The sequence below is a fragment of the Bradyrhizobium sp. 31Argb genome (assembly GCF_043638955.1).
In the GTDB taxonomy this organism is placed as follows: domain Bacteria; phylum Pseudomonadota; class Alphaproteobacteria; order Rhizobiales; family Xanthobacteraceae; genus Bradyrhizobium.
In genome coordinates, this window is record NZ_JBEGDB010000344.1 from 1 (window position 1) to 7393 (window position 7393).

Genomic DNA, 7393 nt, shown 5'->3' on the forward strand with positions numbered 1-7393 from the left:
ATAGAAAGGGATCAGGAGCGGTCAGTTTCCAACTAACAAACCGGTTCAAGCGGTCCCGCTCCGCGGGTCCATTTCAAGCCTCGACGTCGCGACCATTCGGAAATGTTCACCAAGGCCGTCGCCCAAGCCATGCAGGAAGCGATGGAGCCTATCGAGGTGCCATCCGTCCTCCGCAACTCGGGAAGGCGTGCGCTGCTCCGCGTGGGAGCGAGGTTCGCGATCGCGGCAGCGGTTGCGGCAGGCATCGCGATGATCCTCGTCATGGCGATTCCGGCGTCGCAAAGTCCTGGGGTTCGGTCGAACGCCATCGCATCGATCGCCTCTTCCTGGCAGTCGCTCAAGACCTCGCTCTTTCCGGCGCCGCAACGCAAGCGGGCTGCGACCTTCGCCGTGGAAGACAGCAGCGGACTCGCCGACGAGCCGCTGCCGCTCGGGGTGCGCGTGAGTGCTCCCCCTCCTGGTGCCGTCATTGCCATCGGTGGATTGCCAGCCGGCGCGCGGCTGACGGCTGGCAAGCGCGTCGCCGCCAACGAGTGGCGCGTGCCCGCGTCGGAGATTTCCGCCGTGTCGGTCATTCCGCCGGACGGCTTCGTCGGCCAGATGGTGGTGACGGTAGAATTGCGTGACGGCGACGGTGCGGCGCTCGTGGGTAGTTCGATCCGGCTTTCCTGGAAACCCGCTGCCAGCGTCGCGGCGCAGCCACCGGCGGCTGTCGTGGCTGCGGCGCCGGCTCGGCCTGCAGCCGCTTCCCCGCCGCCGCAGATGGACACCGTGCGCAATCTGGATCCGAAGGAAATTTCTGTTGTCGTCAAGCGCGGACAGGATTTGCTCGCCAGCGGCGACATCGTGGCGGCGAGGCTATTGCTGCTGCGCGCCGCCGAAGCACGAGACGCGCGCGCCGCGCTGCTCCTCGCCCGGACTTACGACCCGATCGTGCTCAAGCAATTGGGCGCCAGTGGCCCGCTCGCGGACCTCGCGCAGGCCCGCAACTGGTATCAAAAAGCGAAAGAATGGGGCGAACCCGAAGCTCAGCGCCAGCTTGATGCGCTCGCGCCCATCCGCTGATCCCTGCACCGCACCCCGCACGCGCCCGTGAATCTCGACGATATCGGGAGAGGGCGCATCAACTTGCGCCGGCTGTAGGATGGGCAAAGCGACTTGTCCGCCGTAGCTCGAAGAGCGAAGGCGGAAGCGTGCCCACGATGATCACTCCGCTCGTGATGGTGGGCACGCTTCCACCGGCGCTCGTTTGAGCTGCGGTGAATGAAGTCGCTTTGCCCACCCTACGGGATTTCGCGAATTATCCTCTGTCATTTCGGGGGCGCGCCAACGGGTCCGCGCAAAGCGCGGCCCGATGACAGGCTCCGCGCGAACTCTGATGTGCAATTGCACATCAGAGAATCCATTTCTCCGCCTGCGCCAGTGGCCCGATGGATTCCGGGCCTGCGTGCTCTGCACGCATCCCGGAATGACACCAGACGACAGAGGATTCGCTCACAGTCTGTACGAGGCTCTCGCCAAGCCGCGCGGATGCCCGGGCCAAGCCCGGGCATGACGGAGAACCTGTTCGTTACGCCGCCGCGGTCGGGAGGCTGTAGCTCTTGAACTGATCGCGCAGCGCGGTCTTCAGGATCTTGCCGGTCGCGGTGTGCGGAATGCCCTCGACGAAGACGACATCGTCGGGCATCCACCATTTCGCGATCTTGCCGTCCATGAACTTCAGGATCTCCTCGCGCGTCGCCTGCTGGCCCTGCTTGAGCTGCACGATCAGGAGCGGACGCTCATCCCACTTCGGATGGAACACACCGATCACGGCCGCCTCGGCCACGGCCGGATGGCCGACCGCGAGGTTCTCCAGGTCGATCGACGAGATCCATTCGCCGCCGGACTTGATCACGTCCTTGGAGCGATCGGTGATCCGCATGTAGCCGTGCGCATCGATCGTCGAGACGTCGCCGGTGTCGAAATAGCCCTGTTCGTCGAGGATGCTGCCGTCGACGCGGAAATAGGCCTTGGCGATCGACGGGCCCGAGACCTTGAGCCGGCCGAAGGTCTTGGCGTCCCACGGCAGCTCCTTGCCGGCATCGTCGGTGATCTTCATCTGGACGCCGAACGGCGGGTAGCCCTGCGTCTGCAGGACGTCGAGCCGTTCCTCGCCGGTGCGCTCCTCGAAGGGCGGTTTCAGCGCCGCGACGGTGCCGATCGGGCTCATCTCGGTCATGCCCCAGGCATGGCGGGGTTCCACGCCCATGTTGAGGAAGGCCTCGATCATCGAGCGCGGCATCGCCGAGCCGCCGCATATCACCATCTCCAAATGCGGCAGCTTCAGGTTGTTGGCGGCCATGTGCTGCAGCAGCATCAGCCACACCGTCGGCACGCCGGCGGTGTGGGTCACCTTCTCGGTGTCGAGCAATTCGTAGACCGAGGCGCCGTCGAGCTTCGGCCCTGGCATCACCAGCTTGGTGCCCATCGAGGGCGCGGAAAAAGCGATGCCCCAGCTATTGGCATGGAACAGCGGCACCACCGGCAGCATTGTATCGGTTGCGGATGTGCCCAGCGCATCCTTGTTGTTGGCCATCAACGCATGCAGCACGTTGGAACGGTGCGAATACAATACGCCTTTGGGGTCGCCCGTGGTGCCCGACGTGTAGCACATCGCCGCTGCGGTGTTCTCGTCGAACGTCTTCCACTCGAACTTGCCGTCCGACGCCGCGATCCAGTCCTCATAGGCGACCGCGTTCTTCAACGTGGTCTCTGGCATGTGCGCCTTGTCGGTCAGCACGATATAGCGCTCGACGCTCGGAAGCTTGTCGGCGATCTTCTCCAGCACCGGCACGAAGGTGAGGTCGGTCATCACCACGCGGTCCTGGGCGTGGTTGATGATCCAGGCGATCTGCTCCGGGAACAGGCGCGGGTTGACGGTGTGGCAGATCGCGCCGATACCCATGATGCCATACCAGACTTCGAGATGGCGCCAGGTGTTCCAGGCGATGGTGGCGACACGATCGCCGAGCTTGATGCCGTCGCGCTCCAGGCTCTGCGAGACCTTCAGCGCGCGCGCATGGATTTCCGCATAGGTGGTGCGATGGATCGGGCCTTCGACCGACCGCGTCACGACCTCCTGTGTGCCGTGATACTTCGCTGCATGTTCGATAATCCGGTGACACAGCAAAGGCCAGTCTTGCATCAAACCAAGCATACGCACGTCCCTCCTCAGTGTTCTTCCCTCGCATGACCCGCCAGCCAGATCGTATGGCGAGCCGTCCAATCATGAAATTGACATGAACTGTAGCGCGGAGAAAGCAAGCCGAAAATCCACTTGTGGCGCGTTTGGCCGCACCGGAATGGCACTGATTACCGCTGTAGCCATATTGCTCGGGATATTGGCCGACCCCGCCATGGCAGCCCGCAGATCGGCCCCGTTTCCCTGGCCGGACCTGTTCGCTCCGCCCCGGCCAAGGCCACACAGGGCCGTCCATCGGGCAGCGGTGGTGCCGTTGCCAAAACCGCGCCCGGCCGAGGCGCCTGCCGCGAAGCCGCCTGAGCCGCCCGCAGCCGCCGAAAAGGCGCCGCCGGCCGATCACGGCAAAGCCGCTGATAAGGCTCCCGCCGACAAGGCTGCCGAGCAGGCTCCCGCGCCGCAGCCCTCAGCCTGCCGGCAGGCGCTGACGGAGGAGATCGCCATCGCGCCAAGCATCCCCGCCATTCATGGCAACGGCGGCTGCGGCGGCGATGATCTGGTGCGGCTGGAGGCGATCGTGCTGCCCGACAAGCGAAAGGTTGCGGTGAAGCCGGCCGCGATCCTCCGCTGCACCATGGCCGCCACCATCGCCGAGTGGGTGCGTACCGACATCGCGCCGCTGTCCGCCGGGCTCGGCGGCACGATCAACGAGCTCGACAATCTCGATTCCTTCCAATGCCGTGGCCGCAACGGCGTCCCCGGCGCGCAGCTTTCCGAGCATGGCCGCGCCAATGCGCTCGATGTCCGCGCCTTCAGGCTCGCGAACGGCCGCTCGATCTCGCTCACCGACCGCACTGTGCCGCGCGATCTGCGTGAGACCGTGCTGCATTCGGCCTGCACCCGCTTCACGACCGTGCTGGGGCCCGGCTCCGACGGCTACCATGAGGACCACATCCATCTCGACCGGATGGAGCGGCGAAATAATTATCGGATCTGCCAGTGGGATGTCTTGGACCCGCTGCCCGCCGTCGCCCCGCTGTTGCCGGCCGAGCGCCCGGAACAAGCGCCGCCGCGCCAGGTCGCAGCCAAGGATAACCCGAAGGCCGACGCCGAGAGCGACTCCAAGACCGACAGTAAGCCGGATGGGTCCAAGCCGGAAAACAAGAAGTCGGAAAACAAGAAGTCGAAAAAGACGAAGTCGGAAGATGCAAAGCGGGATGCCGGCGATTCCGACGGTGCGGAGCTAAAGCGTGCAGCGACCAAACCGCAGCCAACAAAAAAGCGCCGGCAAAACCGGCGCTTTTGATCGCGTCTTCCGCGAACGGACTACTGCATCATGGCGTTGCCGCCGCCCTGCAGCGCCATCTTCGAATTGAACGGCGAGTCGCCGTGCTTCGGTTCCAGCACGACCACGACGGTGCCGACGCCGACGCGGTCATAAAGGTCGATCACGTCCTCATTGGTCATGCGGATGCAGCCCGAGGATATCGAGGCGCCGATATATTCCGGCTGGTTGGTGCCGTGGATGCGGAACAGCGTGTCCTTGCCGCCGGAGTACAGATAGAGCGCGCGCGAACCCATCGGGTTGTCAGGTCCCGGCGCGACATAGGTCGGAACGCCGAGCCGGGAGATTTCGCCGGGCGTCGGGTGCCAGGCCGGCCATTCGGTCTTGCTGCCGACCTTGGCAATGCCGGACCATGCCATGGCTTCTTCGCCGACGGTGATGCCGTAGCGGATCGCCTTGCCGTCCTTCTGCACCAGGTAAAGATAGTGGTTGTCGGAGTCGACAACGATGGAACCCGGCGCCTCCTTGCGGTGGTAATCCACAATGGCGCGGCGGAACGGCTCGGCGACCGGAACTTTCGCGTAGGTGGTCTTCGCCAGCAGCTCCTTGTCGCGCGGCTTGAAGATGGCGGCGTTGGTGGCCTCATAGGTTGTGGCCTGCATGCAACCCGACAACATCAGGCCGGCGGCCACAATCCCCAGCGTAACTTTCAGCAACGACATCGTGCACTTCCGTTGAAAATCTGCGTTCGCAGCGCGAAAAAGCGCCCCTATCGCCACGATTCCATCATCTCATTGATCGTATTATTGCCGAAACCTGCCGCTATTCCCAGCGTTTAGAGACCTATCCCGCGTTGCGGAACCTCTGCTGTGGCTTTTTTGCCGCAAGTCCTGCCATCGGCGGCCGATTTCTGTGCAGATCAGCAACGGTTGCCAAATCCGGGGCGCGCCGGCGCCATTCCGCCGCCACAAATATGGATGGGCGGTTAATGCGCCGGTCATGAAGCCCTTGCCAGAATCGAGTTTAGTCCTGTTGGGTGCGCCGGTGCCCCGTTCCGGAGTTGCTGATGCTGTCGGTGTTCGTTCCTTTCGACTTCGCGCTGAAAAAGGCCGTTTCCAACGAGCTCGCGGCCTTGCCGGAGAACGCGGTCTGGATCGATATGGTCAGGCCCACCCCCGAGGAGGACCGCGCCGTGGAGCGGCTGGCCGGGATCGCGGTGCCGACCCGCGAAGACATGCAGGAAATCGAGATTTCCAGCCGGCTCTATATCGAGAACGGCGCGCGCTACATGACCGCGACGCTGATGTGCCAGTCCGACACCGACATGCCTCGCACCACGGCGGTCACCTTCATCCTGGCTGGTCATCGACTGGTGACCGTGCGCTACGACCAGCCGAAACCGTTCGCGCTGGTCGAGGCCAAGCTTGGGCGGTCCTGCGCCCCCGGTATCTCCGGCGAGATGGTGCTGACGGAACTGCTCGACGCCGTGATCGACCGTTGCGCCGACATCCTGGAGCGCTGCGGGTCGGAGATCGACCAGGTCTCCCACGACATCTTCGAGCCGGAGAGCGAACGCCACGGCCAAGCCAAGCGATACTCGCAGATCCTGATCGAGATCGGGCGCAAAGGCGACCTGACCTCGAAAGTGCGCGAAAGCCTGGTCTCCATCGGACGCGTCGTCACCTTCATGTCGGCGGTGATCGAAGGCGTCAAATGGTCCAAGGACATGCGCGAGCAGCTCAAGACCATGCAGCGCGACGTCGCCTCGCTGACCGACCACGCCTCCTATCTCTCCAACAAGATCACCTTCGTGCTGGATGCGATGCTCGGCGTCGTCAACCTCGAGCAGAACAATATCATCAAGCTGTTCTCGGTGATGGCCGTGGTGCTGATGCCGCCGACGCTGATTGCGTCGATCTACGGCATGAACTTCAAGGCGATGCCGGAACTCGACTGGCCACACGGCTATCCGATCGCGCTCGTGATGATGCTGATTGCAGCGATCGTGCCGTACTACCTTTTCAAGTTGAAGAAGTGGCTTTAGGGGCGTGCTCGATGCGCTACGCAGTCCTGATCGAGAAGGCGAATGGCAATTATTCCGCCTATGTTCCGGATTTGCCAGGCTGCGTCGCCACCGGCGATACGGTTGCGAACGTTGAGAATGAAATCCTCGAGGCCATTAGGTTCCATCTTGATGGATTGCGGGCAGATGGCCTTGCGGTTCCAGAGCCGACCAGCATCGCTGAATACGTCGAAACATAGGCAACAAAGCTGCCGCAATTCCTCCGCGAATTCTCCGCTAAAATTTGAGTGTTGCGCTGAACGTTTGAGCGAAACTTTGCTGCGATAACCCCCGGCCTCAAGCCGGAGGGACAGCAATGGTTGAGAAGATCATAACGCCACGGCGTAACATCATCGACTTCGCGCGCTATCAGCAGGACCGCATGGTCGGAAAGATGCAGGCGATATCGCCGCGCATCTGCCGTCACTGCGGCGCTGCCCTGCTCGATGGCGAAAACGAAGACGAGTGCTCGAGCGCGCTCAACACCGGCGCGCTGCGAGTCGTTGAGAAACCGCGAAAGTTCTACGCGGATTGACAGGCCAGGAGGGCCGCCTAACGAGTGCAAGCAAAGCAATCCAGAGGTCGACGGCGGAAACGGTCTGGATTGCTTCGTGCCCTCGTTCGTTACGCATGATCCGATAAGCTTGAAATTGCAGCCGCGCTCGCTCCCCGCGAACGGGCGGCGGTACACGTGGAGAGAACCCCTCACCCGAATGAGCCTGGTGGTGATGGCGGAGCTGCCCTCTCCCACAAGGGGAGATGGCGCATCAACTGGCGCCGCGAGGGCGCTGAGCAACCGGCGACATGGGTAACACTTCAAACCGACGACATGGGTAACACAATTCTCGTTTCGTTCAGGTCTGCT

Annotated in this window: 7 protein-coding genes; 5 read left to right on the forward strand and 2 right to left on the reverse strand. The window is 63.1% G+C overall.

The window, feature by feature from the left end; genetic code table 11:
- Positions 1-102: 102 nt before the first annotated feature.
- Positions 103-1065, forward strand: a complete 963-nt coding sequence (locus tag AAFX91_RS36785; protein WP_394569779.1) for a hypothetical protein — start codon at positions 103-105, stop codon at positions 1063-1065.
- A 505-nt stretch (positions 1066-1570) separates the two neighbouring features.
- Here the strand turns inward: AAFX91_RS36785 and AAFX91_RS36790 are convergent.
- The gene (locus AAFX91_RS36790; protein WP_282529651.1) at positions 1571-3199 is read right to left on the reverse strand and encodes a fatty-acid--CoA ligase; all 1629 of its coding nucleotides are present in this window, start codon (positions 3197-3199) and stop codon (positions 1571-1573) included.
- Between the two features lie 82 nt (positions 3200-3281).
- Between AAFX91_RS36790 and AAFX91_RS36795 the strand changes: the two genes are divergently transcribed.
- A complete protein-coding gene (locus tag AAFX91_RS36795; RefSeq protein WP_394569780.1) occupies positions 3282-4487 on the forward strand; it encodes an extensin family protein in 1206 nt (401 codons plus the stop codon).
- A 20-nt stretch (positions 4488-4507) separates the two neighbouring features.
- Here AAFX91_RS36795 and AAFX91_RS36800 read toward each other — a convergent pair whose 3' ends face one another.
- Positions 4508-5188, reverse strand: a complete 681-nt coding sequence (locus AAFX91_RS36800; protein ID WP_394569781.1) for a L,D-transpeptidase — start codon at positions 5186-5188, stop codon at positions 4508-4510.
- 344 nt (positions 5189-5532) lie between these two features.
- Between AAFX91_RS36800 and AAFX91_RS36805 the strand changes: the two genes are divergently transcribed.
- The 3 genes from AAFX91_RS36805 (at position 5533) to AAFX91_RS36815 (ending at position 7063) form a co-directional block, all read left to right on the forward strand.
- A complete protein-coding gene (locus AAFX91_RS36805; RefSeq protein WP_130583199.1) occupies positions 5533-6510 on the forward strand; it encodes a magnesium transporter CorA family protein in 978 nt (325 codons plus the stop codon).
- An 11-nt stretch (positions 6511-6521) separates the two neighbouring features.
- A complete protein-coding gene (locus AAFX91_RS36810) occupies positions 6522-6728 on the forward strand; it encodes a type II toxin-antitoxin system HicB family antitoxin (protein ID WP_130583200.1) in 207 nt (68 codons plus the stop codon).
- A 116-nt stretch (positions 6729-6844) separates the two neighbouring features.
- Entirely contained in the window at positions 6845-7063 is a 219-nt protein-coding gene (locus tag AAFX91_RS36815) for a hypothetical protein (RefSeq protein WP_245476739.1), read from the forward strand.
- The last annotated feature ends 330 nt before the right edge of the window (positions 7064-7393 follow it).